This is a genomic window from Pseudomonas sp. JH-2 (genome assembly GCF_036231725.1).
Lineage (GTDB): Bacteria > Pseudomonadota > Gammaproteobacteria > Pseudomonadales > Pseudomonadaceae > Pseudomonas > Pseudomonas delhiensis.
This window is the reverse complement of record NZ_JAZAQP010000015.1, coordinates 16256-41883: the sequence shown is the minus strand read 5'-3', so window position 1 is coordinate 41883 and position 25628 is coordinate 16256. Positions and strand designations below refer to the sequence as shown.

Below are 25628 nucleotides of genomic sequence, written 5' to 3'. Positions count from 1 at the left end.
GTAGGGTGGATAACCGTTCGCGGTTATCCGCCGATTGCCCCTGCGCCGATGGTTGGCGGCGGATAACGCTTCGCGTTATTCGCCCTACGGGATCGCGGCCATCCGGTGGTCTGGGGCCGCCTGCTTTTCGTAGGAGCGAGCTTGCTCGCGAACCCTGGGCATATCTGTTCTACAGGTCTGCCTGCGGGGCGTGTGCGGTCTTGTAGGCCTTGAGCGCCTTCAGACGCTCGCGCTTGAGCGCTTCGCCCAGTTCCGCGCCTTTGAAACCTTTCTCCAGCAGCGGTTGCACCGCCACTTCGCGGGCCGCCTTGGCTGCGCCGCGCAGGTAGTCGGCCTGTGGATAAGCGCGCTTTTCCAGGCCGTGGCGGCCGCGGGCGTCCATTTCGCTGGCGGCGATGAATTCCTCGAAGCGCTGTGGCCGGCGGTAGACGTCGAAGGCCTGCAGCAGCTCCAGCAGGGTGTTCGGCCGCAGTTCCAGGGCGCGGTGGGCGTGGGTGTGGTACTCGCCGACCAGGCGCGCCAGTTCCTGGCAGTCGCGCGGCACCTTGAAGCGGGCATTGACCGCGTCGATCAGCGGCAGGCCCAGGTGTTCGTGGGCGATGTGCCGCGGCCAGTCCTCCTGGCGGGTTCGCGCCTTGCCCAGGTCGTGGAGCAGGCAGGCCCAGCGCACCGTCAGTGGCTGGCGGTGCCCGGCGCACTGGCGCAGCACGGCCAGCAGGTGCTCGCCGGTATCGATTTCCGGGTGGTGCTGCGCGGGCTGCGGCACGCCGAACAGGGCGTCGACCTCGGGCATCAGCACGGCCAGGGCGCCGCAGTCGCGCAGCACCTGGACGAATACGTCGGGGCGGGCTTCCATCAGGGCGCGGGAGATTTCCTTCCAGCTGCGTTCGGGCGTCAGCGCTTGCAGCTCGCCGGATTCGGACAGCTCGCGCATTAGCGCCAGGGTCTCGTCGGCGACCCTGAAGCCCAGCGGCGCGAAGCGCGCGGCGAAGCGGGCCACGCGCAGCACCCGCAGCGGGTCCTCGACGAAGGCCGGGGAGACGTGGCGCAGCAGGCGGGCCTCGAGGTCGCGCTGGCCGCCGTAGGGGTCGACCAGCCGGCCGTTATCGTCCTCGGCCATGGCGTTGATGGTGAGGTCACGGCGTACCAGGTCTTCTTCCAGAGTCACGTCGGGGCTGGCGTAGAAGGTGAAGCCGCCGTAGCCGCGGCCGCTCTTGCGCTCGGTGCGAGCCAGGGCGTATTCCTCGCCGGTCTGCGGGTGGAGGAACACCGGGAAGTCGGCGCCCACCGGGCGGTAGCCCTTCTCGAGCATGTCTTCGGCGCTGGCGCCGACCACGACCCAGTCGGTATCGCTGACCGGCTGGCCGAGCAGACGGTCACGCACGGCGCCGCCTACCTTGTAGATCTGCATGAAGCTTTCTCCTGTCAGGGGGATAGCTTCGGGCTTCGTAACGCAGGGGGCAAGCCTGTAGGAGCGCGCCCTGCGCGCGAATCGCGGGCAGGGCCCGCTCCTACAGGGAATTGCGTGGGTGGGGCGGCCGCGCGGATCTCATCCGCGAATCGCGCCGGAACCTCCGGCTATCGCGGACAAGGTCCGCTCCTACGGGGTGGCTTGGGGAGTCTGGCTTATCAGCGCCTCCACCGCGTGGCGCAGCAGTTCGCTGCTGGCATGCGCCGGGCTCAGGCCGGTGCTGACGGTGCCTTCCCAGAGCACCTGGTCCTGCAGGTCGGTCAGGCGCACGCGCAGGGTGCCGGTTTCGTCGCGCAGGCGGTGGATGGCGAGGTAGGGCCCCAGGGCCTGGGGCGGCGGCACGTCGACCTTGAATTCCAGCGGTGCATCGCGCAGGGCCAGCCAGTAGTAGACGCGCAGTTGCGGGGTGCCGGCCTCGCGGTAGCCGCGCTGCTCCAGGCCCTGGCGCAGCCAGGCGTTGATCAGCGGGTAGCGGCTGGCGTAGGGCAGGGCGTCGACGGCGTTTTCCGGGGGCATCAGCTGGAAGGCCTGCAGGCCGGCCAGGCGGCTGTCCGCCGCCTGGGTCACCCGGGCCTGGGGGATCTGCGTGGTGCAGGTCGCGAGAGCGAGGCAGAGCAGGAGGATGGCGAAGAGACGCATGGCGACCTCGGCTGGGCTTGGCGCCATGCTCGGTCCTGCCCCGGGGGCGGTCAACCGATCAAATGGGCGGGATGATCAGGTCCAGCCGCGGGTAGCCGTCCTCGTTCTCGCGTTCACCCTTTGGGGGCATGTGGTGGGTCTGCACGACCTGCTCGCCGTTGAGGGTTTCCAGGTGGATGTCGAAGCCCCACAGGCGGTGCAGGTGCTTCATCACGTCTTCGGTGGACTCGCCCAGCGGCTGGCGGTCGTGCTGCTGGTGGCGCAGGGTCAGGGAGCGGTCGCCGCGGCGGTCGACGTTCCAGATCTGCACGTTGGGCTCGCGGTTGCCCAGGTTGTACTGCGCCGCGAGGGTCTCGCGGATCTTGCGGTAGCCGTCGTCGTCGTGGATGGCGTCGACCAGCAGGTCGTCCTTCTGGTCGTCGTCGAGGATGCTGAACAGCTTGAACTCGCGGATCACCTTGGGCGAGAGGAACTGCAGCACGAAGCTCTCGTCCTTGAAGCTCTTCATGGCAAACTTCAGGGTGGCCAGCCAGTCGCTGCCGGCGATGTCCGGGAACCAGCGGCGGTCTTCCTCGGTGGGTTCCTCGCAGATGCGGCGGATGTCGCGGTACATGGCGAAGCCCAGGGCATAGGGGTTGATGCCGCTGTAGTAGGGGCTGTCGAAGCCGGGCTGGTAGACCACGCTGGTGTGGTACTGGAGGAACTCCATCATGAAGCCGTCGGTGACCAGGCCCTCGTCGTAGAGGTCGTTGATCAGGGTGTAGTGCCAGAAGGTCGCCCAGCCCTCGTTCATCACCTGGGTCTGGCGCTGCGGGTAGAAGTACTGCGCCACCTTGCGCACGATGCGCACCACCTCGCGCTGCCAGGGCTCCAGCAGCGGGGCGTTCTTCTCGATGAAGTAGAGGATGTTCTCCTGCGGCTCGCTGGGGTAGCGCGCCAGTTCCTGTTCCTTGTCCTTGCCGGCGGCGCGCGGAATGGTCCGCCACAGGTCGTTGACCTGGCGCTGGATGAGTTCCTCGCGTTCCTTCTGGCGCTGCCGCTCTTCCTCTGCGGAGATGGGGTAGGGCCGCTTGTAGCGGTCGACGCCGTAGTTCATCAGGGCGTGGCAGGAGTCCAGCAGGTCTTCCACCGCGTCGATGCCGTAGCGCTCCTCGCACTGCATGATGTACTGCTTGGCGAACACCAGGTAGTCGATGATGGAGCTGGCGTCGGTCCAGGTGCGGAACAGGTAGTTGCCCTTGAAGAAGCTGTTGTGCCCGTAGCAGGCGTGGGCGATCACCAGCGCCTGCATGCACTGGGTGTTCTCCTCCATCAGGTAGGCGATGCAGGGGTCGGAGTTGATGACGATCTCGTAGGCCAGGCCCATCTGCCCGCGCTTGTAGTTCTTTTCCGTGCTGAGGAAATGCTTGCCATAGGACCAGTGGTTATAGCCGATGGGCATGCCGACCGAGGCGTAGGCGTCCATCATCTGCTCGGCGGTGATCACTTCGATCTGGTTCGGGTAGGTGTCCAGCGCGTAGCGCTCGGCGATGCGGCTGATCTCCCGGTCGTACTGGCGGATCAGGTCGAAGGTCCATTCCGACCCGGTGGCGATGGGCTGGCGCTTGCTCATGCGACTAGCCTCCTCTGGAACAGTTCGCGGAACACCGGGTAGATGTCCGCGGCGGAGACGATCTGCTGCTGGGCGAAGCTGTCTTCGAAGGCTTCGCGCACCCGTTCGTACTCGAACCACAGCGCCTGGTGCTCGCGCGGGGTGATCTCGACGTAGGTGTAGTACTGCACGAACGGCATGATCTGCTTCATCAGGATATCGCGGCAGACGGGCGAGTCGTCGTTCCAGTTGTCGCCGTCCGAGGCCTGGGCCGCGTAGATGTTCCACTCGTGGGTGGGGTAACGCTCGGCCATGATCTCCTGCATCATCTTCAGCGCGCTGGAGACGATGGTGCCGCCGGTTTCCCGGGAATAGAAGAACTCTTCCTCGTCCACTTCGCGGGCGCTGGTGTGGTGGCGGATGAACACCACCTCGATCTTCTCGTAGTTCCGCTTGAGGAACAGGTACAGGAGGATGAAGAAGCGCTTGGCGATGTCCTTGGTCGCCTGGGTCATGGAGCCGGACACGTCCATCAGGCAGAACATCACCGCCTGCGAGGTGGGGTTGGGCTGCTTGATCAGCAGGTTGTACTTGAGGTCGAAGGTGTCCAGGAAGGGCACGCGGTCGATGCGCGCGCGCATCCGGGTGATTTCCTGCTCCAGCGCCTGGATGTCGCCGAGGTTGTCCGGCTCCTCGCGCTTGAGCCGTTCCAGCTCGGCCACGGCGGCGCGCAGCTTGCCGCGGGTGGAGCCGGTCAGGGCGATGCGCCGGGCGTGGGCCGAGCGCAGGGTGCGGACGATGTTGATGCGCGAGGGGTTGCCGTCGTTGCTGATGCCGGCGCGCACGGTCTTGAAGGTGTCGCTGCCGGTGATGTGGCGCTTGACCAGGTTGGGTAGCTCCAGGTCCTCGAACATGAAATCGAGGAATTCCTCCTGGGTGATCTGGAAGACGAAGTCGTCCATCCCCTCGCCCTGGTTGCTGGCCTTGCCGCCGCCACGGCCACCGCCGCCGCCCTGGGGCCGGGCGATGTGCTCGCCGGTGGTGAATTCCTTGTTGCCCGGGTGGACGATGGTCTGCCGCCCGCCACGGCCATGGTGCAGGATGGGTTCGTCGATGTCGCGGCCGGGGATGCTGATCTGCTCGCCGTGCTCCATGTCGGTGATGGAACGCCGGCTGACGGCCTCCTCGACCGCCTTCTTGATGTGCTCACGGTAACGCCGCAGGAAGCGCTGGCGGTTCACCGTGCTCTTGTTCTTGCCGTTCAGACGCCGGTCGATGACATAGCTCATAGGGCCCTCCGGGCCAGCTTCAAGCTTTGAGCTGCAAGCCACAAGCGATACTTGCTCTGGCTTGCAGCTTATTGCTTATAGCTTGGGGCTGCTTTATTGCGACTTACGTACCCGCAGATACCATTCCGACAGCAGGCGTACCTGTTTCTCGGTGTAGCCGCGCTCGACCATGCGCCGGACGAAGTCGTTGTGTTTCTGCTGGTCCTCCTTGCTGGCCTTGGCGTTGAAGCTGATGACCGGCAGCAGGTCCTCGGTGTTGGAGAACATTTTCTTCTCGATCACCACGCGCAGCTTCTCGTAGGACAGCCAGCTGGGGTTCTTGCCGTTGTTGCCGGCGCGGGCGCGCAGCACGAAGTTGACGATTTCGTTGCGGAAATCCTTCGGGTTGCTGATGCCGGCGGGTTTCTCGATCTTCTCCAGCTCCTCGTTGAGGGCGGCGCGGTTGAGGATTTCGCCGGTTTCCGGGTCGCGGTATTCCTGGTCCTGGATCCAGAAGTCGGCGTAGAGCACGTAGCGGTCGAAGATGTTCTGGCCGTATTCGCTGTAGGACTCAAGGTACGCGGTCTGGATTTCCTTGCCGATGAACTCCACGTAGCGCGGCGCCAGGTATTCCTTGATGAAGCGCAGGTAGCGCTCGCGGGTTTCCGGCGGGAACTGTTCCTGCTCGATCTGCTGCTCCAGCACGTAGAGCAGGTGCACCGGGTTGGCCGCCACCTCGTGGGGGTCGAAGTTGAACACCTTGGAGAGGATCTTGAAGGCGAAGCGGGTGGAAAGCCCGGCCATGCCCTCGTCGACCCCGGCGGCGTCGCGGTATTCCTGGATCGACTTGGCCTTGGGATCGGTGTCCTTGAGGTTCTCGCCGTCGTAGACGCGCATCTTCGAGTAGATGTTGGAGTTGTCCGGCTCCTTCAGGCGCGACAGCACGGAGAACTGCGAGAGCATCTTCAGGGTGTCCGGGGCGCAGTGCGCGTGGGCCAGCGAGCTGTTGATCAGCAGCTTGTCGTAGATCTTGATCTCGTCGGTGACGCGCAGGCAGTACGGGACCTTGACGATGTAGATACGGTCGATGAAGGCCTCGTTGTTCTTGTTGTTGCGGAAGCTGTGCCACTCCGATTCGTTGGAGTGGGCGAGGATGATGCCGCTGTAGGGCAGCCCGCCCAGGCCCTCGGTGCTGTTGTAGTTGCCCTCCTGGGTGGCGGTCAGCAGCGGGTGCAGGACCTTGATCGGCGCCTTGAACATCTCGACGAATTCCATCAGGCCCTGGTTGGCCCGGCACAGCGCGCCCGAGTAGCTGTAGGCGTCGGCGTCGTTCTGCGGGAATTCCTCCAGCTTGCGGATATCCACCTTGCCCACCAGGGCGGAGATGTCCTGGTTGTTCTCGTCCCCCGGCTCGGTCTTGGCGATGGCGATCTGGTTGAGGATCGAGGGGTACAGCTTGACCACGCGGAACTGGCTGATGTCGCCGCCGAACTCGTTGAGCCGCTTGGTCGCCCACGGCGACATGATCGAGCGCAGGTAGCGCCGCGGGATGCCGTAGTCTTCCTCGAGGATGGCGCCGTCCTCATCGGGGTTGAACAGCCCCAGGGGCGATTCGAACACCGGCGAGCCCTTGATGGCGTAGAAGGGCACCTTCTCCATCAGTTGCTTGAGCTTTTCCGCCAGGGACGACTTGCCGCCGCCCACGGGGCCCAGCAGGTAGATGATCTGTTTCTTCTCTTCCAGGCCCTGGGCCGCATGACGGAAGAAGGCGACGATCTGGTCGATGCATTCTTCCATGCCGTGGAAGTCGGCGAACGCCGGGTAGCGGCGGATCACCTTGTTGGAAAAGATGCGCGACAGCCGTGGGTCGGTGGAGGTATCCAGCAGTTCCGGCTCGCCGATGGCCATCAGCATGCGCTCGGCCGCGGTGGCATAGGCGGTCTTGTCCTGCTTGCAGATATCCAGGTACTCCTGGAGGGAGTATTCCTCCTGGCGGGTCGCTTCGAAGCGTTCCTGGAAGTGACTGAAAATACTCATGACGTCTCCTCGCTCGATGCATGGAGCCGGCACGGGATCGGTGTGAGTGGGTGCGGACGGGCTGCCAGCGTGGCCGGCGAATTTCCCCCAGAACTCCAACGGTACCTGGCTTGCGCCCTGAACCGCCCCGAATGGTCACTGCCGATTCCCGGAAGCCGGTGGGCCGGCTCTCCCCTTTTGGATGGCCTGAGGAAAAGGATAGTTCGTTATCCGGCCTGTAAAGGGGAATCGAGTGAGAAGTTACAGATTTATTTGTGGAACCTCGGCCAGGCCCCTCAGTCCGCCTGGCCGCTGCTGGTATCCGCGGGATAGACGCTGCGCCACAGCTCGAAGCCGCCGTCGACGCTGTACACGTCGGTGAAGCCCTGCTGGATGAAGTAGGCGGCTGCGCTCTGGCTGGAATTGCCGTGGTAGCAGAACACCAGCAGCGGGGCGTCGAGGTCGGCCTGGCGGATGAAATCGGCCACCGAGTAGTTGTCGATGTGGCGGGAGCCGCTCACGTGGCCCATGGCGTAGCTCTGCGGGTCGCGGATGTCCACCACCTGGGCGCCGGCCTGGCGCAGCTGCTGGGCCTGTTCGGGGGCTATGCGCTTGAATTCGCTCATGTTCTCTACTCTCTTACGCGGCGTTGCCGGCGCAATTGCAGGTGATACGTTCGCCACTGTCGACGTTCAGCAGGGTCATGCTACCGCCCCACACGCAGCCGGTGTCCAGTGCGTAGAGGCCGGGCACGTCGCACTGGCCTTCCAGCGCCGCCCAGTGGCCGAAGATGATCTTGCGCCCGGCGGCCTTGCGCTCGGGGTAGCTGAACCAGGGGGCGTAGCCTTCCGGCGCGGTGCCCAGGCCTTCCTTGCTCTTGAGGTCGAGCTTGCCGTCGGGGGTGCAGAAGCGCATGCGGGTGAAGTAGTTGGTGATCACCCGCAGGCGGTCGATGCCGTGCAGCTTCTTGTCCCACTTGGCCGGTTCGTTGCCGTACATGCCTTCGAGGAACAGCGGCAGGCGCTGGTCGTCGCGCAGGGCCTCCTCCACCTCGGCGGCGCGCTGCAGGGACTTCTCGATGCTCCACTGCGGCGGGATGCCGGCGTGCACCAGGGTGATGTCGCGCTCGGCGTCGTGGTGCACCAGGGGCATGTTGCGCAGCCAGTCGAGCAGGTCGTCGCGCTCCGGCGCCTCGAGGATCTCGCGCAGGGTGTCGGCCTTCTTCAGGCGCTCGGCGTTGCAGGCCACCGCCAGCAGGTGCAGGTCGTGGTTGCCCAGCACGCAGACCACGGCGTCGCGCATGGCGTAGAGGAAGCGCAGGGTCTCCAGCGACTGCGGGCCGCGGTTGACCAGGTCGCCGACCAGCCACAGCTTGTCGCGGGCGGGGTCGAAGGCCACGCGCTGCAGCAGTTGCTTGAGCGGTTCCAGGCAACCCTGCAGGTCGCCCACGGCGTAGGTGGCCATCAGTGCAGCGCCCCCGGGACGGCGAGGCGGAACACGGGGATATCGGCGTCGAAATGATGGCCATCTGCCGCGACCATCTGGTAACTGCCGGACATGCTGCCCACCTTGGTGGCCAGCACGGTGCCGCTGGTGTAGGTATGGCTGGCGCCCGGCTCGATCAGCGGCTTCTCGCCCACCACGCCGGCACCGCGCACTTCCTGCACGTGGCCGTCACCGTCGGTGATGATCCAGTGGCGGCTGAGCAGCTTGGCCGCCTGCTCGCCCTGGTTGTGGATGGTCACCGTGTAGGCGAAGACGTAGCGCTGCTGCTCCGGCTGCGATTGCTCGGGCAGGTGGCGGGTGGTGACGCTGACGCAAATCTGGTATCGGGGATCGCTCATGCTCGGCTCGGGCGTCTCGTCGAGGGTTTCACTGCTCGGGGGCCAGTTCCGCCAGGCGGTTGGCCAGGCGCACGAAGTCGGCCACGTCCAGCTGCTCCGGGCGCAGGCTGGGGTCGACGCCGGCGGCTTCGATGTCTTCGATGGACATCAGGCTGCGCAGGGTGTTGCGCAGGGTCTTGCGGCGCTGGTTGAAGGCTTCGCGGACGATGCGTTCGAGCAGGCGGTGGTCCTTGGCCGGGTGCGGCAGCTCGGCGTACGGCGCCAGGTGGACGATGGCCGATTCCACCTTGGGCGGCGGGTTGAAGGCGCCCGGACCGACGGTGAACAGGTAGTCCACCTTGCAGAAGTACTGGACCATGATCGACAGCCGGCCCCAGTCGCCGCCGCCGGGCTCGGCCGCCAGGCGCTCGACCACTTCCTTCTGCAGCATGAAGTGCATGTCCTGGATGATCCCGGCGTGCTCCAGCAGGTGGAAGATCAGCGGCGTGGAGATGTTGTAGGGCAGGTTGCCCACCACCCGCAGCTTCTCGCCGGCCTGGGGCAGGGTGGCGAAGTCGAACTTCAGGGCGTCGCCCTGGTGCAGGCGGAAGTTCGGCTTGAGGCCGAAGCGCCACTTCAGCTGCGGGATCAGGTCGAGGTCGAGCTCGATCACGTCGAGCTGCGCGCCGCTGTCCACCAGGCCCTCGGTGAGGGCGCCCTGGCCCGGGCCGATCTCCAGCAGGTGCTGGCCTTCCTTGGGCGCGATGGCGCGCAGGATGCGGTGGATCACCCCGGCGTCATGCAGGAAGTTCTGGCCGAAGCGCTTGCGCGCGCGATGTTGGAAAAGCTCGGACATAAAGGCGGCTCCAGGCTTCAAGCTGCAAGCGACAGGCTAGAGCCAAAGCGGGTCAAAGGGGGAAATTTTACCAGTTGTACCGTCCGCGGGCATCCTTGCCTGCCGCCTGCCGCCTGCCGCCTGCCGCCTGCCGCCTGCCGCCTGCCGCCTGCCGCCTGCCGCCTTAACGACGGGCTCCGCCCGCCTCGGCCATCTGGTAGGCCGTCTCCAGCGCCACCTGCAGGCTGCCGCCGTCGATGCGGGCGGTGCCGGCCAGGTCCAGGGCGGTGCCGTGGTCCACCGAGGTGCGGATGATCGGCAGGCCCAGGGTGACGTTCACCGCCGCGCCGAAGCCCTTGTACTTGAGCACCGGCAGGCCCTGGTCGTGGTACATGGCCAGCACGGCGTCGCAGTGTTCCAGGTGCTTGGGGGTGAACAGGGTGTCGGCCGGCAGCGGGCCGACCAGTTGCATGCCCTCGGCGCGCAGGCGCTCCAGGGTGGGCTCGATGACGTCGATTTCCTCGTGGCCCAGGTGGCCGCCCTCGCCGGCGTGGGGGTTGAGGCCGCAGACCAGGATGCGCGGCTCGGCCAGGCCGAACTTGTCGTGCAGGTCGGCGTGGAGGATGCGGGCGACGCGCTCCAGGCGTTCCGGGGTGATGGCGTCCGCCACCTCGCGCAGCGGCAGGTGGGTGGTCACCAGCGCCACGCGCAGGCCACGGGTGGCGAGCATCATCACCACCTGCGGGGTGTGCGTCAGCTCGGCAAGGAACTCGGTGTGCCCGGAGAAGGCCACGCCGCCTTCATTGATCACGCCCTTGTGCACCGGCGCGGTGATCATCCCGGCGAAGGTGCCGTCCAGGCAGCCCTGGCCGGCGCGCGTCAGGGTTTGCAGCACATAGCCGGCGTTGGCCGGGTCGAGTTGGCCGGCCTGCACCGGCGCCCCCAGCGGGGTGTCCCAGACGTAGAGCGCTCCGGCCGGGGCGGGCGCCTGTGGCCACTGGCCGGGGCCGGTGTCCAGCAACTGGATGTCCAGGCCCATCAGGGCGGCGCGCTCGGCCAGCATCTGCCGGCTGGCGATGGCCACCAGCGGGTGCGGCTGGGCCTCGCGGGACAGCAGCAGGCACAGGTCCGGGCCGATGCCGGCCGGCTCTCCGGGGGTCAGGGCGAATGGCTTGGGGGCTTGCATGGCGGTGTCTCTGGGGCATCGGCCGCACCGGGCGGCCGGGGTTGTTCGGTATGGGCCCACTCTACGCCGAAGCGTGGCGCGGGCAAAAAGAAACCCGGCCTTGGGGCCGGGTTCCTGTGTCGCTTGCGGGGCTTACAGCTTGATCTCGACGTAGGCTTCGTCGCGGATCTGCCGCAGCCAGGCCTGCAGTTCCTCGTCGTACTTGCGGTTGCGCAGGACCTGGGCGGCCTGCTGCTCGCGGAACTTGTCGCTGCTGTCGGTGGCGCGGCGACCGAGGACTTCCAGGATGTGCCAGCCGAACGGCGAGCGGAACGGCTTGGACAGCTGGTTCTGCGGGATGCTGTTCATCACGTCGCGGAATTCCGGAACCAGGGACTCCGGGTCTACCCAGTTGAGGTCGCCGCCGTGCAGCGCCGAGCCCGGGTCTTCGGAGAACTGCTTGGCCAGCTTGCCGAAGTCCTCGCCACCCTGGATGCGCTCGTAGAGCTTCTGCGCCAGCTTCTGGGTTTCTTCGTCGCTGCGGATTTCGCTGGGCTTGAGCAGGATATGGCGGACATGCACCTCGTCACGCACCATCTTGCTGCCGCCGCGCTTCTCTTCCAGCTTGAGGATGATGAAGCCGCCAGGGGTGCGCACCGGCTCGGTGACGTCGCCCACGGCCAGGCTGCCGACCATGCCGTCGAACGGCGAGGGCAGCTGGGCGGCCTTGCGCCAGCCGATCTCGCCGCCTTCCAGGGCGTTGTCGCCGGCCGAGCGGGAAATTGCCAGCTGGTTGAAGTCGGCGCCCTGCTTGAGCTGCTGGTAGACCTCCTGGGCCTGCCTGCCGGCGGCCTGGAGGGTTTCCGGCGAAGCGCCGTCCGGCACCGGGATGAGGATGTTGGCCAGGCGGTATTCTTCGGAGAGCTGGATCTTGCCCAGGTCCGAGGCCAGGAAGTTCTGCACTTCCTGGTCGCTGACCTGGATGCGCTCGGCCACGCGGCGCTGGCGCACGCGGCTGATGATCATCTCGCGACGCACCTGCTCGCGGGCGTCGTCGTAGGACAGGCCGTCGCGGGAGAGGGCGGCGCGGAACTGGTCCAGGCTCAGGTTGTTGCGCTGGGCGATGGTGCCCATGGCCTGGTTCAGCTCCTCGTCGGTGATGCGGATGCCGGAGCGCTCGCCGATCTGCAGCTGGATGTCCTCGATGATCAGGCGCTCGAGCACCTGCTGGGTCAGCACATGCTCGGGCGGCAGCGGCGCGCCGCGTTTCTCGATGGTCTGGCGGACTTCGCGCAGGCGCTGGTCGAGCTGGCTCTGCATGACCACGTCGTTGTCGACGATGGCCACGACGCGGTCCAGCGGGGTGACTTCGGCGTGGGCTGCGGAGCAGGCCAGCAGGGCGCCCAGCATCAGCGGGCGCAGGGCATTACATAGAGCTGTCTTCACGTTGACGATAACCTTGGATGCCTTGGTCGAGGAAGCCTTCGACTTGGTTGCCTACAACGCCGCCAAGGCCCTTCAGGATGATTTGCAGGAAGATGCCGCGGTCGGCTTTCGATTCGGCGGTGACGAACTCGTTGTCGTCGTACTTCAGCCAGTAGCGGTTGACCAGTCGCAGCTTCCAGCAGCAGCTGTCGTATTCGAAGCCGCCGAGGGCCTCGAGGGTGCGGCTCTGGTTGTAGTCGTACTGCCAGCGGGCGATGGCGCTCCACTGCGGAACGATCGGCCAGATGACCGAGAAGTCGTGCTGCTCGATCTTGTACTCGTCGCTGTTGTAGCTGAAGCGGCCGAGGTTCGGGTCGAACGACTTGCTGTCCGCGCGGTAGCGGTAGCCGGCGTTGAACACCTTCTGCGGCTCGGCTTCGGGCTGGTAGTGGAACATCACGCTGCCGTTGTCGGTGTGGTGGGTGTTCGGGTTCCAGTTGAAGTCGGAGCTGACGCGCCAGTCGTGGTCGAAGCGGTAGACGCCTTGCAGCGCGTACGGCGAGCGCCAGGTGTCCGCATCGGGGTTGTCGATCGTGCTGTTCGGGTGGGCCAGGTTGTAGTTGCGGATGTACTTCTCGGTCAGGCCTGGCAGTTGCACGCGGCGGTCGGAGAAGTAGTAGATCTGGCCGGCGCTGACCGAGGCGCGCTCGAAACCGTTGTCCTCGATGAAGCGCGAGGTGGCGCCCAGGGACAGCTGGTTGGCATCGCCGATGCGGTCCTTGCCGGTGAAGCGGTTCTCGCGCCACAGCGAGTCGTAGCTGAAGTTGAACTCGCCGGTGTCGAAGGTCGGCAGGTTGTCCTGGTTGCGGTACGGCACGTACAGGTACATGGCGCGCGGCTCCAGGGTCTGGCGGAACTTGGTGCCGCCGAAGCTGGTGTCGCGGTCGAAGTACAGGCCGCCGTCGAGCTTGGCCAGCGGCAGCGAGCGGTCGGGGCTGCTGTCGTAGCTGACTTCGCCGTAGTTGGTCGAGCTGTTCAGCTGTGTCTTGCCCTGGCTATCCAGGTCCAGGTCGTACTTGGTATACAGGCCTTTCACTGTCGGCGTCAGGAAGCCCCAGCTGCTGGCCAGCGGCAGACTGATACCGGGCTCGAAGTGCGCACGGTCGCCAGTGGCCCGGGCCAGGCCGGAGATGTTCACGTCCGGGCGTTGACCGAGCTTGTTGCCGTCGGCGTCGAAGTAGACGTCTTCGTCCAGGTTGCGGTCGAAGCGCACCAGTTCGCTGCCGTAGGTGAAGTCCAGGCCACCCGGGTTGAACGGCAGGCGGCCGTCGAGGGTCAGCTGCGGCAGGCGGTCGTAGGGGGTGACGTCGGTCACGGTGGCCAGCTGGTAGGCCTGGGCGTTGAGGCGCGCGGTGAAGTCGTCGCCGCGGTAGGTCAGGGCGCCCTGCTGGTTCACGTAGGTCGGCGAGCCCAGGCCCAGGGAGGTGTCCAGGTCCTGGAAGTAGTACGGGTCGCTGATCTTGGTGTAGTCGACCTGCGCCAGCCAGCGCGAATCCAGGCCGCTGGTGTTCTTCCAGCCGTACATCCAGCGCTGGTCGGTGAAGTGCGGTTGGCCCTCGCGGTCGTCGTCCTTGTCGTTCAGATAGGCGGCGGTGACCTGGCCCTCGCTGCTGTGGGTCAGGTAGCGGAACTCGCCTTCCATCATCAGGCCGCGCTTGGCCATGTAGCGCGGGAACAGCGTGGCGTCGTAGTTCGGCGCCAGGTTGAAGTAGTACGGGGTGACCACGAACATGCCGGTGTCGCTGGTGCTGCCCAGGGTAGGCGGCAGGAAGCCGGACTGGCGGCGGTCGTCGATCGGGAAATAGATGTAGGGAGTGTAGAACACCGGAATGTCCTTCACCCGCAGGGTCGCGTTGGTCGCGGTGCCGAAGCCGGTGGCCGGGTTCAGCTTGATGTTGTTGCCCTTGACGTACCAGGAGTTGCTGCCCGGCTCGCAACGGGTGTAGGTCCCGTCCTTGAGCTGGATGATCGCGTCTTCCTGGCGCTTGGCGTAGAGCGCGCTGCCGCGGACCTGGGCCTGGTGCATGACGTACTCGGCGTTGTCGATCTTCGCCTCGCCGTTGTCCAGCTGCAGGTCGGCGTGGTCGCCGACGATGAGCGCGCCGTTGTCGCGCAGGCGCACGTTGCCGGCCAGCTCGCCGCGGTTCTCCGCCTGGTGCAGGTTGGCCTCGTCGGCCTCCACCTGCATGCTGCCCTGGCGCAGGACCACGTTGCCGGCCAGGGTGGCGACCTGGCTTTCCTGCTCGTAGCGCGAGACCTTCGCCGAGACGTAGGTCGGAGCCTCGTCACGCGGGGTCTTGTCGTTCATGCCCGGGCGGGTGGGTTCGATGTAGGCGCCGCTGCAGTACGGGCCGACCTCCGCCAACTGGGCGGCGGTGAGCTTCTCCCGCGGGACCCAGTCTAGGTGGCTGTAGTCGGCGCTGCGCGACTTGAGGCCCTTGCCGCCGCTCTCGGTGACCAGCTTCTGCTTGGGCTCTTCGGCGCCGGCAGCCGCACCGGCGGCGACGGCAGCACCTTCGCCGCTGGCGCTGGAAGGGGTGCTGACCGAGCTTTCGGTATGCTCCGGGCGCGGCGGCAGGGCACTGGCCGGCTGCTGCGAGGCGCAGTCCCAGCTACCGCCGGAGGGGGTGCAGTTGAACTGTTCGGCCGCCGTGGCGGTCGAGGAAGCGAGCGGCTGCATAGCCAGCAGGCCACCGGTCACCAGTAAGGGGAACTTTCTACGGAACACGGGGAGAATCACTGCCATCTTGTTAATCCGGGCTTCCTGCGAGCCATCGGCCAGATCGGCCATAGCCACTCGATGGGCTCAAAAAGATGCTGGATAATAAAGCATGACCCGCGCAACGGCTAGGGCCGTGGAGAACCCCAAAAGATGTCTGAGGATGCCCGTTACCAGCTTCTGAATCGCTGGTTGGACTCTTGTTTACCCGTAGTGTTCAGTGCCGAGGGATGGGGGGCGGTGCCGCCCGCCGAGCTCACCCCGGCCAGCAGCGACGCCAGCTTCCGCCGCTATTTCCGCTGGCAGGGCGGGGGCCGCACGCTGATCGTCATGGACGCGCCGCCGCCCCAGGAAGACTGCCGCCCCTTCGTCAAGGTGGCCGGCATGCTCGCCGAGGCCGGGGTGCACGTGCCGCGGATTCTCGCCCAGGACCTGGAGCAGGGCCTGCTGCTGCTCGACGACCTGGGCCGCCAGACCTACCTGGACGTGCTCAACCCGCAGAATGCCGAGGAACTCTTCGAGGACGCCCTGGACGCCCTGGTGGCCTTCCAGCGGGTGCCGGCCGAAGGCCGCCTGCCGGCCTACGACGAGGCGCTGCTGCGCCGCGAGCTGGGCCTGTTCCCCGAGTGGTACCTGGGCCGTCACCTGAGCATCGAGCTGGAGGGCGAGCAACTGGCGCGCTGGCAGCGCACCTGCGACCGCCTGGTGGCCAGCGCGCTGGAGCAGCCGCGGGTGCTGGTGCACCGTGACTACATGCCGCGCAACCTGATGCTCAGCGAGCCGAACCCCGGCATCCTGGATTTTCAGGATGCCGTCTACGGGCCGGTGACCTATGACGTCACCTGCCTGTACAAGGACGCCTTCCTCAGCTGGCCCGAGCCGCGCGTGCACGACGGCCTCAGCCGCTACTGGCGCAAGGCCCAGGCCGCCGGCATTCCGCTGCCGCCGACCTTCGAGGAATTCTTCCGCGCCAGCGACCTGATGGGCGTGCAGCGCCACCTGAAGGTGATCGGCATCTTCGCGCGCATCTGCCACCGCGACGGCAAGCCGCGCTACCTGGGAGACGTGCCGCGTTTCTTCCGCTACCTCGACAGCGTCGTCGCCCGCCGGCCCGAGCTGACCGACCTGGGTGCGCTGCTCGCCGAGCTGCCGCAACCGGTGGTGCCATGAAGGCGATGCTCCTCGCCGCCGGCAAGGGCGAGCGCCTGCGCCCGCTGACCCTGCACACGCCCAAGCCGCTGGTGCCGGCCGGCGGCCGGCCGCTGATCGAGCACCAGTTGCTGGCCCTGCGCCGCGCCGGTTTCCACGACCTGGTGATCAACCATGCCTGGCTGGGGCAGCAGATCGAGGACTACCTCGGCGATGGCTCGGGCTTCGGCGTCGGCATCCGCTATTCCGCCGAGGGCGAGCCGCTGGAGACCGGCGGCGGCATCTTCCGTGCCCTGCCGCTGCTCGGCGAGGCGCCTTTCGCTCTGGTCAACGGCGACATCTGGACCGACTTCGACTACGCGCGCCTGCAGGGCGCGCTGGCCGAGGGCGACCTGGCGCACCTGGTGCTGGTGGACAACCCGGGGCACAACGCCCGGGGTGACTTCCGCCTGGAGGGCGGGCGCGCCAGCGACTACCGCGAGGGCGAGCCCAGCTACACCTACAGCGGCATCGCCGTGCTGCACCCGGCGCTGTTCGACGGCTGCACGGGCGGCGCCTTCAAGCTGGCGCCGCTGCTGCGCGAGGCCATGGCGGCCGGGCGTGTCAGTGGCGAGCTGCACCGCGGGCGCTGGGTGGACGTCGGCACCCACGAGCGCCTGGCCGAAGTCGAACGTCTGCTGGCGGCCGGCTGAATGTTCTGGCCGGGCACCCTGATAGGCATAGTCGCCGGCTGGGCGCTGGCGAGCATCCCCGGGGCCATGCTCGGCGGCCTGCTCGGGCAGGTGCTCGACCGTCGCCTGCGCCGGCGCGGCTGGCGCGAGTTCCTCGACGAGCTGCGTGGCGGCGCACGGGTGTCGGAGGAGGAGCTGCTGTTCCTCCTGCTCGGCCGCCTGGCCAAGAGCCGTGGCCGCGTGCTGGACGCGCATATCCAGCAGGCCCGCGCGGAGATGCTGCGCATGGGCCTGGACGAGCCCGGGCGGCTGCGTGCCATCGACGCCTTCGGGCGCGGCAAGCAGGGCGGGCCGCGCCTGGAGGAGGGCATCAGCCAGTACCGTGGCCAGCGGCCGAGCGTCGACGGCCTGCTGCAGGCCTGCTGGCGCATGGCCTGGGCGGCCGGCGCGCCGAGCGCGGCGGAGAAGGCACTGATCCTGCGCTGGGGCGAGGGCTTCGGCCTGCCGCGCGCCACTGTGCTGTCCCTGGCCGCCGGCGTCGAGGCCCTGCGCGCGTCGCCGAGCCGTGCGGAAAGCTATCGCCAGGCTCTGCGCCTGCTGGGGGTGGAGGACGACAGCCCGGTGGAGGAGATCAAGCGCGCCTACCGCCGCCTGATCAGCCAGCACCACCCGGACAAGCTGGCCGGCGCCGGCGAGGCGCGCATCGCCGCCGCCACCGAGAAGACCCGCGAGATCCAGCAGGCCTATGCCGTGGTGCGCGAGCGTCGCGGTTTCCGCTGACGCCCGTTGCCGTTTCGTCGCGGCGGGCCCGCCTACTCGGCCGACGCCTGCTTGATGTGCAGCGACAGCCAGCCGCGGATCCGCCGGTAGAGCTGGTCCTGCTCGGTGGCGCGGTCGGCCGGCAGGGCGTTCATGCCGACCTGCACGTAGGTCTTGCCGGTTTCGCGCCGGCTCGCCTGCAGGCGGGCCTTGGCGGCGTCGCGGTCGGTGCGCCTGTCCTTGTAATAGAAGTCGCCGGTGGCCAGTTGCAGGCGCGGCACCATGTCCTCCAGCGGCGGGCGGAAGTCCCGCGGCACCTCGGCGTCGACGATCAGCAGGTTGTGCACCTCGCCGGGCTCGCGCTCGGCCAGGTAGCGCGCCGCCCAGTAGGCGCCGGTGCCGTGGCCGAGGAGGACGATGCTCTTGGGCTTGTCCTGCAGGGCGAAGTCGAGGCCGGCCTGGATGCGTGCCATGACCCGGTCGGCATAGGCCTTGCGCCGCTCGATGGCCGGGTCCGGCGCCGGTGGCGCCTCGCTGCTGGCCTGGGCCGGCTCACCGCTGCCGGCCTCGGCGGTGCTTTCCGGGGTGGGCGTGGCGGCGCCGGCTTCGCCCTGGACGTCCTTGCTGCTGGCACCGGCATCGCTGTCGGCGGCGGCCTTGTCCGGGCTTTCCTTGCGCGGCACCGGCTGGCTGTCCTGCGGGTCGGGCAGGCTGAGGGCGAGGGTCTGCCAGCCGGCATCGGGCAGCTTGCGCCGCAGTGGACTCACGGCCACCGGCCAGTCGGGGTTCTCGCCATCGCCGGGGACGATGATCACCACGCCCTCGGCCTGGGGCGCGTTGGCCGGCAGCCACAGGGCGAGGAAGCTTTCCTCGCCGGCCTGCAAGGTCTGTTGCTGCTTCTGCGGCAGGCGCTGCTGCAGGGCGCTGGCTTCGTCCTGGCTGCGCTCCTCCAGGGCCGGGCGAGCGGGCGTTGCCGGCGCCACTGCCGGGCCGGGCGGGCTGGCCGGTGCGTCTTCGGCCCAGCCCGGAACCAGGGGCGCCAGGCTCAGGGCCAGGCAGAGGGCGAGGCGGGTAGGCTGTGCGGGACGGGGCATGGGGCGGGTTCCTTGCGTGGCTCGGGCAGGCCTGGCAAAACGGCCAGACTAATCCCTTGTTCCTGGTTTGTCAGGCGCCGGCCTTACCGGGTTCCCCTCGCCATGGGGTAATGTAGCTGCGCTTTTTTCTCGGGGAGCGGGCATGGGACGACTGTGGTGGAGCGCCGTGGCGGCGTTCCTGTTGTGCATTCCATTGTGGGGCGCGGCGCAGGAGGTGCCGGCCGGCGTGCCCCTGGATGCCGCCCAGCGCGCCTGGCTGCAGGCGCACCCGCAGCTGCGCGTCGGCGTGGTCCTGGATGCGCCCTACGCCCAGCAGGACCGGCGCCTGCAGCAGCTCTCCGGCGCCCACGTCGAGCTGCTCGACTGGATCGCCGGCGCGCTGCAGGTGAGCCTGCAGTGGCGTGTCTATGCCGACCAGGACGAACTGGAGCGTGCCGCGCGCGCCGGAGAAGTCGACCTGGCGCCGGGGCTCGGCCAGACCCCCGGCAGCCTGCGCGACTGGCTGTTCTCCGACCCCTACCTGCGGGTGCCGCGCCTGCTCATCGGCTTCCGCGACGACCCCGGCTCCGTGGAGCTGGAGCGCCTGGGCGAGCTCGAACCCGTGGCGCTGCGCGGCCCGGGGCCGGTGTCCGACTACCTGCGCGGGACCTACCCGAGCCTCGCCCTGCAACTCACCGACAGCGACCGCGAAGCCCTGCGCCGGGTGCTCGGCCAGGATGCCGGCTACGCGGTGGTCGACGAGGCGCACCTGGCCCGCCTCAGCCGCGAGGTCGAGTTCTCCGGTTTCCGCGTGGTGGCCGACATCGGTTATCCACAGCTGCTGCGCCTGGCCACCCGCCGCGACCTGCCGGAACTGGCCGGCATCCTCGACGCCAGCCTGCGCGCCCTGCCGGCCAAACAACTGGACCAGTTGCACGAGCGCTGGCTGCAGCCGCAGTACCCGCGCCTGGGGCAGTCCCCCGGCTTCTGGCAGAACCTCTGCATCCTCCTCGGCCTGCTGCTGGTCCTGGCCCTGGCCACCGCGCTCTGGCTGCGCCGCCAGCGCAACGTGCTGGAGCAGCGCCTGCTCGCCGCGCGCCGCGACATGGAGCTGCGCCAGGCGGCCGAGGAAGCCCTGCGCCTGACCCAGTTCGCCATCGACAGCAGCACCGTGGGTATCCTCTGGGTCAACTGGGACAGCCACGTGCGCTATGCCAACCGCGCCGCCGAGGACATGCTCGGCTATGCCCCCGGCGAGGTGATCGAGCGCCCCCTGGCGGACTTCGAACCCAGCCTGGGCATGGACGCCTGGCTCGACCTCTGGCGCCGCGCGCGCAACAGCGAAGAGGGCCCGCTGAGCTTCGAAAGCCACCTGCGCCGCGCCGACGGCCAGTGGCTGCCGGCGGAGGTGTCGCTGAGTTTCCTGCGTTTCGGCGGCTCGGAATACCTGCTGGTGTTCCTCAACGATGCCACCGAGCGCCGCCGCGCCCGCGCCGCCCTGGAAGAGAGCGAAGCGCGCCTGCAGGGCATCGCCGCCAACGTCCCCGGCCTGGTGTTCCGCCTGGAGCCCAGCGCCCCGGGCGGCTCCGACTTCGCCCACCTCAGCTTCATCAGCGGCGGCAGCGAGGCCTCGCTGGGCTATTCCCCCGGCTACCTGCGCGAAAGCGGCCTGGGCATCCTCGGCCTGGTGCACCCGGGGGACCGCGACGGCTACCTGGCCAGCCAGCTGGAAGCGGTGGCCGGCGGCAAGAACTGGCACTGGCAGGGGCGCATCCTCACCCGTTCCGGCGAGCCGCGCTGGGTGGACATCAAGGCCACCGCCCGGCATCTGGAGGACGGCCGGCTGGCCTGGGACGGCGTGGTCTGGGACATCAGCGAGAACAAGCAGATCGAACTGGAGCTGGCGCAATCACGGGCGCAGCTGCGCGAGCTGTCGGCGCACCTGGAGAGCGTGCGCGAGGAAGAGAAGGCGCGCATCGCCCGGGAAGTGCACGACGAGCTGGGCCAGGTGCTGACCGTGCTCAAGCTGGAAACCTCCATGTGCGAGCTGGGCTACGGCGAGCTGGACCCGGGCCTGAGCGAACGCCTGGGCAACATGAAGAAGCTCATCGCGCAACTGTTCCAGCTGGTGCGCGACGTGGCCTCGGCCCTGCGCCCGCCGATCCTCGACGCCGGCATCGGCTCTGCGCTGGAGTGGCAGGCGCGGCGCTTCGAGACGCGCACCGGCATCCCCTGCCTGGTGGAGGTGCCGGAGAACCCGCCGCGCCTCGGCGACGCCAAGGCCATCGGGCTGTTCCGCATCCTCCAGGAGGCGCTGACCAATGTCATGCGCCACGCACAGGCGCATACTGTCGAACTGGCCCTGCGGGTGGAGGGCGACGAACTCTGCCTGAGCATCAGCGACGATGGCCGCGGCTTCGATACCGCGGCGGCCTGGGGCGGCAGCTCCTTCGGCCTGGTCGGCATGCGCGAGCGCGTACTGATGCTCGGCGGCGAGCTGGAGATCGACAGCCAGCCGGGGGAGGGCAGCAGCCTGCGGGTTCGCGTGCCGCTGGATGCGGGGGAGTTGCCGGAGGCGTGAAGGGCCGGCGCGGTTTTGTCTGTTCGGGGAGGGCAGCGTGATTCGAGTACTGGTGGCCGAAGACCACACCATCGTCCGCGAGGGCATCAAGCAACTGATCGGCATGGCCAAGGACCTGCAGGTGGTGGGCGAGGCCACCAACGGCGAGCAGTTGCTCGAAACCCTGCGCCAGGTGCCCTGCGAGGTGGTCCTGCTGGATATCTCCATGCCCGGCATGAACGGCCTGGAGGCCATCCCGCGGATTCGCGCGCTGAACGAGCCGCCGGCGATCCTCATGCTGTCCATGCACGACGAGGTGCAGATGGCCGCCCGCGCGCTGAAGATCGGCGCCGCCGGCTACGCCACCAAGGACAGCGACCCGGCGCTACTGCTCACCGCCATCCGCAAGGTCGCCAGCGGCGGCCGCTACATCGACCCCGAACTGGCCGACCGCATGGTCTTCGAGGTCGGCCTGACCGACTCGCGGCCGCCCCACGCGCTGCTGTCCGAGCGCGAGTTCTCGGTGTTCGAGCGCCTGGTCAAGGGCGAGGGCGTGAACGAGATCGCCCAGCACCTGGCGGTCAGCAGCAAGACCATCAGCACCCACAAGGCGCGGCTGATGCAGAAGCTCGGCGCGCACTCGGTGGCCGACCTGGTCAAGTATGCGGTGGAGCACAAGCTGGTCTGAGCCGGTGCGCGGCGGGGTGATTCCGCCAGCGCTTATGTGAGTCCCTTCCGGTTTTTGCAACGCCCGGCTACCTCGCCGGCTGGCGAAAGGGAATCATTGCCCGCTCAGTGGGGTATCTCATCAGAACAAGGAGAAAAGGGATGTTGTTGCGAGCGGTACGGGGCGGGCTGCTGGCCAGCCTGCTGGGGACTGTCGCCACGCCGGCGCTGGCGGACTACGTGACGGTGATTTCCTTCGGTGGGGCCAACAAGGCGGCCCAGGAGAAGGCCTTCTACGAACCTTTCAAGGCGGCCACCGGCACGGCGGTGGTGCACGGCTCCTATAATGGCGACCTGGACAAGCTCAGGCAGATGGTGGAGATCAGCCATGTGTCCTGGGACGTGGTCGAGGTGGAGGCGCCGGAACTGGCCCGCGGCTGCCAGGAAGGCCTGTTCCAGAAGCTCGACCAGCGCCTGATCGGCGACCCCGCCGACTACGTGCCCGGCGCGGTGCAGCCCTGCGGTGTTGGCGTCTTCGTCTGGACCACCCTGTTGGCCTACAACCAGGACAAGCTGCAGGGCAAGCCGCAGGGCTGGGCCGACTTCTGGGACCTGAAGAAGTACCCGGGCAAGCGCGGCCTGCGCTGGGGCGCCAAGTACAGCCTGGAATTCGCCCTGATGGCCGACGGCGTGGCGCCCAGGGACGTCTACCAGGTGCTCGGCACCCAGGGCGGCGTCGACCGCGCCTTCCGCAAGCTCGACGAGATCAAGCCCTACATCCACTGGTGGAAGTCCGGGCAGGACCCGGTGCGCGACCTGTCCGACGGCACCGTGGTCATGAGCTCCGCCTACAACGGCCGCATCGCCGCGGCCCAGCCCGAGCAGAAGGGCCTGCGCATGGCCTGGGCCGGCGGCATCTACGACTTCGACTTCTGGGCGTTGCCGTCCGGGGTGTGGAAGAAGGAGCTGGCGGAGAAGTTCATCGCCTTCGCCAGCCAGCCGGCGCAGCAGAAGGTCTACGCGCAGAGCATCGCCTACGGCCCGACCAACCGCAAGGCGGTGGAACAGCTCGACCCGCAGGTGGCCGCCAACCTGCCCACGGCGCCGGCCAACATGGCCGACGCGCTGGGCATGAACGTGGCTTTCTGGGCCGAGCATGGCGACGCCCTGGAGAAGCGCTTCCAGGACTGGGCCAAGCGCTGAGACGCTGCGCGATCTGCTTCGCTCCGCTCCGGAGCGGGCAAGCGGTCGCTATTGGATATGCCGGTGTCGCAACCAATGCGGCACCGGCTTCCTGCGACTGATAGCCACACTTTTCGTGTAGGGATCGCCCTACAGGCGATCCTCTTCTACCCTTATAACAACTTCTCTTCCCGCCCGATTTGCGCGCGCCGCAGGCTTCTCTAGTCTTGCTTCACGGCAATTTCTTACAAATACAAAAGGTGCGGTTATGGCCGAGACTCAGGCGAACGATGTGCTGGTCAGCTTCCGTGGCGTCCAGAAGAGCTACGACGGCGAGACACTCATCGTCAAAGACCTCAACCTGGATATTCGCAAGGGCGAATTCCTCACCCTGCTGGGCCCGTCCGGTTCCGGCAAGACCACCAGCCTGATGATGCTGGCCGGTTTCGAAACCCCCACCTCCGGCGAGATCCAGCTGGCCGGCCGCTCCATCAACAACGTCCCCCCGCACAAGCGCGACATCGGCATGGTGTTCCAGAACTATGCCCTGTTCCCGCACATGACCGTGGCCGAGAACCTGGCCTTCCCGCTGTCGGTGCGCGGCATGAGCAAGACCGACGTGGCCGAGCGCGTCAAGCGCGCGCTGTCCATGGTCCAGCTCGACGCCTTCGGCGGGCGCTACCCAGCGCAGCTCTCCGGCGGCCAGCAGCAGCGCGTGGCCCTGGCCCGGGCGCTGGTCTTCGAGCCGCAGCTGGTGCTGATGGACGAACCCCTGGGTGCGCTCGACAAGCAGTTGCGCGAGCACATGCAGATGGAGATCAAGCACATCCACCAGCGCCTGGGCGTGACCGTGGTCTACGTGACCCACGACCAGGGCGAGGCGCTGACCATGTCCGACCGCGTGGCGGTCTTCCACCAGGGCGAGATCCAGCAGATCGCACCGCCCCACGAACTCTACGAACACCCGCGCAACTCCTTCGTGGCCAACTTCATCGGCGAGAACAACCGTATCGCCGGGCAGTTGCACAGCCACGACGGTGAGCGCTGCGTGGTGACACTGGCGCGCGGCGAGAAGGTCGAGGCGCTGGCGGTCAACGTCGGCCAGCCCGGCGACGCCGTCAGCCTGTCGATCCGCCCCGAGCGGGTGCGCCTGAACGGGCACAGCGAGAGCTGCGTGAACCGCTTCTCCGGCCGTGTGGCCGAGTTCATCTACCTTGGCGACCACGTGCGCATCCGCCTGGAGGTTTGCGGCCGCACCGATTTCTTCGTCAAGCAGCCGATCGCCGAGCTCGACCCCGCGCTGGGCGTGGGTGATGTGGTACCGCTGGGCTGGGCCGTGGAGCACGTGCGTGCCCTCGACCCGCTCTCGGCGGCCTGATTCGAAGAAAAACAAACCAGCACACTGTGGAGAGAAGAATAATGTCGAAGTCCCCGTTCCACCCGTCGAAGACCGGCCTCAAGCTCGCCGCGCTGACCCTCGGCCTGGCCTGCGCCGCGCAGTCCATGGCGGCCACCGACCTGACCGTGATCTCCTTCGGCGGCGCCAACAAGGATGCCCAGGCCAAGGCCTTCTACCAGCCCTTCGAGAAAGCCACCGGCAACAAGATCGTCGCCGGCGAGTACAACGGCGAGATGGCCAAGGTGAAGGCCATGGTCGACACCAACAGCGTGACCTGGGACCTGGTCGAGGTGGAGTCGCCGGAACTGGCCCGCGGCTGTGACGAAGGCATGTTCGAGGAAATCGACCCGGCCATCCTCGGCAAGGCCGAGGACTACGTTCCGGGCGCCGTGAGCAACTGCGGCGTGGGCTTCTTCGTGTGGTCCACCGTGCTGGCCTACAACGCCGACAAGCTCAAGACCGCCCCCACCGGCTGGGCCGACTTCTGGGACCTGAAGAAGTACCCGGGCAAGCGCGGCCTGCGCAAGGGCGCCAAGTACACCCTGGAATTCGCCCTGATGGCCGACGGCGTCGCGCCCAAGGACGTGTACAAGGTGCTGGCCACCAAGGAAGGCCAGGACCGCGCCTTCAAGAAGCTCGACGAGATCAAGCCGAGCATCCAGTGGTGGGAAGCCGGCGCCCAGCCGCCGCAGTACCTCGCCTCCGGTGACGTGGTGATGAGCTCGGCCTACAACGGCCGCATCGCCTCGGTGCAGAAGGAAAGCAACCTGAAGGTCGTGTGGAACGGCGGCATCTACGACTTCGACGCCTGGGCCATCCCCAAAGGCGACAAGAAGAAGGAGGAGGCCCTGAAGTTCATCGCCTTCTCGGTCAAGCCCGAGCAGCAGAAGATCTACGCCGAGAACATCGCCTACGGCCCGGTGAACAAGAACACCGTGAGCCTGCTGGACAAGGGCGTGCAGGCCAACATGCCGACCACCCCGGAAAACATCGCCAACCAGGTGGGCATGGACGTGACCTTCTGGGCCGACTACGGCGAGCAGCTGGAACAGCGCTTCAACGCCTGGGCCGCCAAGTAAGGCAGGCCCCGCCGCCCGCACGGGCGGCAACCGCGGCGATGTCGCCACGGCCCGCAGGCCCTGCGGGCCGCTCCCGCC

The 25628-nt window shown here is 67.5% G+C and carries 21 protein-coding genes; 8 read left to right on the top strand and 13 right to left on the bottom strand.

Annotated elements, in window-relative coordinates:
* Window positions 1-169: 169 nt before the first annotated feature.
* The 12 genes from VV867_RS13025 to VV867_RS12970 form a co-directional block, all read right to left on the bottom strand.
* On the bottom strand, window positions 170-1411 hold the full coding sequence (locus tag VV867_RS13025) for a multifunctional CCA addition/repair protein (RefSeq protein ID WP_089392961.1): 1242 nt from the start codon (window positions 1409-1411) through the stop codon (window positions 170-172).
* Between the two features lie 189 nt (window positions 1412-1600).
* Entirely contained in the window at window positions 1601-2110 is a 510-nt protein-coding gene (locus VV867_RS13020; RefSeq protein ID WP_328566640.1) for a DUF4136 domain-containing protein, read from the bottom strand.
* Window positions 2111-2168: 58 nt separating this feature from the next.
* Window positions 2169-3722 (bottom strand): SpoVR family protein, encoded by a 1554-nt coding sequence (locus tag VV867_RS13015; RefSeq protein WP_009615572.1) that lies wholly within the window; start codon window positions 3720-3722, stop codon window positions 2169-2171.
* Window positions 3719-4990 carry a YeaH/YhbH family protein gene (locus VV867_RS13010; RefSeq protein WP_058487628.1) on the bottom strand — a complete coding sequence of 424 codons (1272 nt, stop codon included), beginning with the start codon at window positions 4988-4990 and terminating at the stop codon, window positions 3719-3721. The genes VV867_RS13015 and VV867_RS13010 overlap by 4 nt, the downstream gene beginning before the upstream one ends.
* Window positions 4991-5083: 93 nt before the next feature.
* Window positions 5084-7006 (bottom strand): PrkA family serine protein kinase, encoded by a 1923-nt coding sequence (locus VV867_RS13005; protein WP_109931776.1) that lies wholly within the window; start codon window positions 7004-7006, stop codon window positions 5084-5086.
* 275 nt (window positions 7007-7281) lie between these two features.
* Entirely contained in the window at window positions 7282-7611 is a 330-nt protein-coding gene (gene glpE / locus VV867_RS13000; protein WP_275627842.1) for a thiosulfate sulfurtransferase GlpE, read from the bottom strand.
* A gap of 13 nt (window positions 7612-7624) precedes the next feature.
* Window positions 7625-8449, bottom strand: coding sequence for a symmetrical bis(5'-nucleosyl)-tetraphosphatase (locus VV867_RS12995; protein ID WP_109931780.1), 825 nt, complete (start codon window positions 8447-8449; stop codon window positions 7625-7627).
* On the bottom strand, window positions 8449-8829 hold the full coding sequence (gene apaG / locus VV867_RS12990) for a Co2+/Mg2+ efflux protein ApaG (RefSeq protein ID WP_089392966.1): 381 nt from the start codon (window positions 8827-8829) through the stop codon (window positions 8449-8451). Before apaG ends, VV867_RS12995 begins: the two co-directional genes overlap by 1 nt.
* Before the next feature lie 28 nt (window positions 8830-8857).
* Window positions 8858-9664, bottom strand: coding sequence for a 16S rRNA (adenine(1518)-N(6)/adenine(1519)-N(6))-dimethyltransferase RsmA (rsmA, locus tag VV867_RS12985; protein ID WP_328566599.1), 807 nt, complete (start codon window positions 9662-9664; stop codon window positions 8858-8860).
* A gap of 163 nt (window positions 9665-9827) precedes the next feature.
* Window positions 9828-10829, bottom strand: coding sequence for a 4-hydroxythreonine-4-phosphate dehydrogenase PdxA (gene pdxA, locus VV867_RS12980; protein ID WP_328566598.1), 1002 nt, complete (start codon window positions 10827-10829; stop codon window positions 9828-9830).
* Window positions 10830-10961: 132 nt separating this feature from the next.
* Entirely contained in the window at window positions 10962-12254 is a 1293-nt protein-coding gene (locus tag VV867_RS12975) for a peptidylprolyl isomerase (protein WP_275627839.1), read from the bottom strand.
* Complete coding sequence (locus VV867_RS12970; RefSeq protein ID WP_275627838.1) at window positions 12235-15039, bottom strand: LPS-assembly protein LptD; 2805 nt, start codon at window positions 15037-15039, stop codon at window positions 12235-12237. Before VV867_RS12970 ends, VV867_RS12975 begins: the two co-directional genes overlap by 20 nt.
* A 126-nt stretch (window positions 15040-15165) precedes the next feature.
* Here VV867_RS12970 and VV867_RS12965 point away from each other — a divergent pair, with 126 nt between their 5' ends.
* The 3 genes from VV867_RS12965 to VV867_RS12955 are packed head-to-tail and all read left to right on the top strand — an operon-like array spanning window position 15166 to window position 17612.
* Window positions 15166-16182: an aminoglycoside phosphotransferase family protein gene (locus VV867_RS12965; protein WP_328566597.1), complete on the top strand. Its 1017-nt coding sequence runs from the start codon at window positions 15166-15168 to the stop codon at window positions 16180-16182.
* Window positions 16179-16853 carry an N-acetylmuramate alpha-1-phosphate uridylyltransferase MurU gene (gene murU, locus VV867_RS12960; protein ID WP_109931789.1) on the top strand — a complete coding sequence of 225 codons (675 nt, stop codon included), beginning with the start codon at window positions 16179-16181 and terminating at the stop codon, window positions 16851-16853. Before VV867_RS12965 ends, murU begins: the two co-directional genes overlap by 4 nt.
* Entirely contained in the window at window positions 16854-17612 is a 759-nt protein-coding gene (locus VV867_RS12955) for a DnaJ domain-containing protein (RefSeq protein ID WP_275627836.1), read from the top strand. It abuts the gene before it with no gap.
* A 32-nt stretch (window positions 17613-17644) separates the two neighbouring features.
* Here VV867_RS12955 and VV867_RS12950 read toward each other — a convergent pair whose 3' ends face one another.
* Window positions 17645-18685 (bottom strand): alpha/beta hydrolase family protein, encoded by a 1041-nt coding sequence (locus VV867_RS12950; RefSeq protein WP_275627835.1) that lies wholly within the window; start codon window positions 18683-18685, stop codon window positions 17645-17647.
* A gap of 142 nt (window positions 18686-18827) precedes the next feature.
* Here VV867_RS12950 and VV867_RS12945 point away from each other — a divergent pair, with 142 nt between their 5' ends.
* The 5 genes from VV867_RS12945 to VV867_RS12925 all read left to right on the top strand — a co-directional run bounded on the left by VV867_RS12945 (window position 18828) and on the right by VV867_RS12925 (window position 25550).
* Entirely contained in the window at window positions 18828-21245 is a 2418-nt protein-coding gene (locus VV867_RS12945) for a PAS domain-containing sensor histidine kinase (protein WP_328566596.1), read from the top strand.
* Window positions 21246-21282: 37 nt separating this feature from the next.
* The gene (locus VV867_RS12940) at window positions 21283-21912 is read left to right on the top strand and encodes a response regulator (RefSeq protein ID WP_109931797.1); all 630 of its coding nucleotides are present in this window, start codon (window positions 21283-21285) and stop codon (window positions 21910-21912) included.
* A gap of 143 nt (window positions 21913-22055) precedes the next feature.
* On the top strand, window positions 22056-23093 hold the full coding sequence (locus VV867_RS12935; RefSeq protein WP_328566639.1) for an ABC transporter substrate-binding protein: 1038 nt from the start codon (window positions 22056-22058) through the stop codon (window positions 23091-23093).
* Between the two features lie 247 nt (window positions 23094-23340).
* A complete protein-coding gene (locus VV867_RS12930; RefSeq protein WP_089392976.1) occupies window positions 23341-24450 on the top strand; it encodes an ABC transporter ATP-binding protein in 1110 nt (369 codons plus the stop codon).
* Between the two features lie 41 nt (window positions 24451-24491).
* The gene (locus VV867_RS12925) at window positions 24492-25550 is read left to right on the top strand and encodes an ABC transporter substrate-binding protein (protein ID WP_275627834.1); all 1059 of its coding nucleotides are present in this window, start codon (window positions 24492-24494) and stop codon (window positions 25548-25550) included.
* Window positions 25551-25628: the final 78 nt, after the last annotated feature.

Excerpts from the sequence above, each read along its gene's own strand:
- VV867_RS13025 (WP_089392961.1), bottom strand. The coding sequence starts at position 1,411 with ATGCAGATCTACAAGGTAGGCGGCGCCGTGCGTGACCGTCTGCTCGGC.
- VV867_RS13020 (WP_328566640.1), bottom strand. The coding sequence starts at position 2,110 with ATGCGTCTCTTCGCCATCCTCCTGCTCTGCCTCGCTCTCGCGACCTGC.
- VV867_RS13015 (WP_009615572.1), bottom strand. The coding sequence starts at position 3,722 with ATGAGCAAGCGCCAGCCCATCGCCACCGGGTCGGAATGGACCTTCGAC.
- VV867_RS13010 (WP_058487628.1), bottom strand. The coding sequence starts at position 4,990 with ATGAGCTATGTCATCGACCGGCGTCTGAACGGCAAGAACAAGAGCACG.
- VV867_RS13005 (WP_109931776.1), bottom strand. The coding sequence starts at position 7,006 with ATGAGTATTTTCAGTCACTTCCAGGAACGCTTCGAAGCGACCCGCCAG.
- glpE (WP_275627842.1), bottom strand. The coding sequence starts at position 7,611 with ATGAGCGAATTCAAGCGCATAGCCCCCGAACAGGCCCAGCAGCTGCGC.
- VV867_RS12995 (WP_109931780.1), bottom strand. The coding sequence starts at position 8,449 with ATGGCCACCTACGCCGTGGGCGACCTGCAGGGTTGCCTGGAACCGCTC.
- apaG (WP_089392966.1), bottom strand. The coding sequence starts at position 8,829 with ATGAGCGATCCCCGATACCAGATTTGCGTCAGCGTCACCACCCGCCAC.
- rsmA (WP_328566599.1), bottom strand. The coding sequence starts at position 9,664 with ATGTCCGAGCTTTTCCAACATCGCGCGCGCAAGCGCTTCGGCCAGAAC.
- pdxA (WP_328566598.1), bottom strand. The coding sequence starts at position 10,829 with ATGCAAGCCCCCAAGCCATTCGCCCTGACCCCCGGAGAGCCGGCCGGC.
- VV867_RS12970 (WP_275627838.1), bottom strand. The coding sequence starts at position 15,039 with ATGGCAGTGATTCTCCCCGTGTTCCGTAGAAAGTTCCCCTTACTGGTG.
- VV867_RS12965 (WP_328566597.1), top strand. The coding sequence starts at position 15,166 with ATGTCTGAGGATGCCCGTTACCAGCTTCTGAATCGCTGGTTGGACTCT.
- murU (WP_109931789.1), top strand. The coding sequence starts at position 16,179 with ATGAAGGCGATGCTCCTCGCCGCCGGCAAGGGCGAGCGCCTGCGCCCG.
- VV867_RS12955 (WP_275627836.1), top strand. The coding sequence starts at position 16,854 with ATGTTCTGGCCGGGCACCCTGATAGGCATAGTCGCCGGCTGGGCGCTG.
- VV867_RS12950 (WP_275627835.1), bottom strand. The coding sequence starts at position 18,685 with ATGCCCCGTCCCGCACAGCCTACCCGCCTCGCCCTCTGCCTGGCCCTG.
- VV867_RS12945 (WP_328566596.1), top strand. The coding sequence starts at position 18,828 with ATGGGACGACTGTGGTGGAGCGCCGTGGCGGCGTTCCTGTTGTGCATT.
- VV867_RS12930 (WP_089392976.1), top strand. The coding sequence starts at position 23,341 with ATGGCCGAGACTCAGGCGAACGATGTGCTGGTCAGCTTCCGTGGCGTC.
- VV867_RS12925 (WP_275627834.1), top strand. The coding sequence starts at position 24,492 with ATGTCGAAGTCCCCGTTCCACCCGTCGAAGACCGGCCTCAAGCTCGCC.